Raw genomic sequence first — 380 nt, forward strand, 5'->3', positions numbered from 1 at the left:
CCGCCCCACCGAACACCCCCGGCGGCGCTGGTGCTGGCGCCGCCGGGGGTGTTCGGTGGGGCGGAGCTGGCGCGGCTGCTGCGGGAGCAGCGGGTCACGCACGTGGTGCTGACCCCCACGGTGCTCGGGACGGTGGATCCCGACGGTCTCGGCGGCGTGCGGGGGGTCACCGTTGCCGGGGAGGCGTGTCCGGCGTCGTGGGTGGCGCGGTGGGCGCCGGGTCGGTCGGTGTTCGACGCGTACGGGCCGAGTGAGGCGACGGTGATGTCGAACATCTCGGCGCCGTTGCCGGCGGGTGGGCCGGTGACGGTGGGGCCGCCGACGGCGGGGTTCGCGGAGGTGGTGCTCGATGGGCGGTTGCGGCCGGTGCCGGTGGGGGT

General features: G+C 77.1%; 1 protein-coding gene. It reads left to right on the forward strand.

Annotated elements, in window-relative coordinates:
• On the forward strand, positions 1-380 hold a 380-nt coding region (locus G6038_RS30875; protein WP_165042722.1), incomplete at both ends, for an AMP-binding protein.

The organism is Rhodococcus sp. 14C212 (genome assembly GCF_011058195.1).
GTDB lineage: Bacteria > Actinomycetota > Actinomycetes > Mycobacteriales > Mycobacteriaceae > Rhodococcus > Rhodococcus aetherivorans.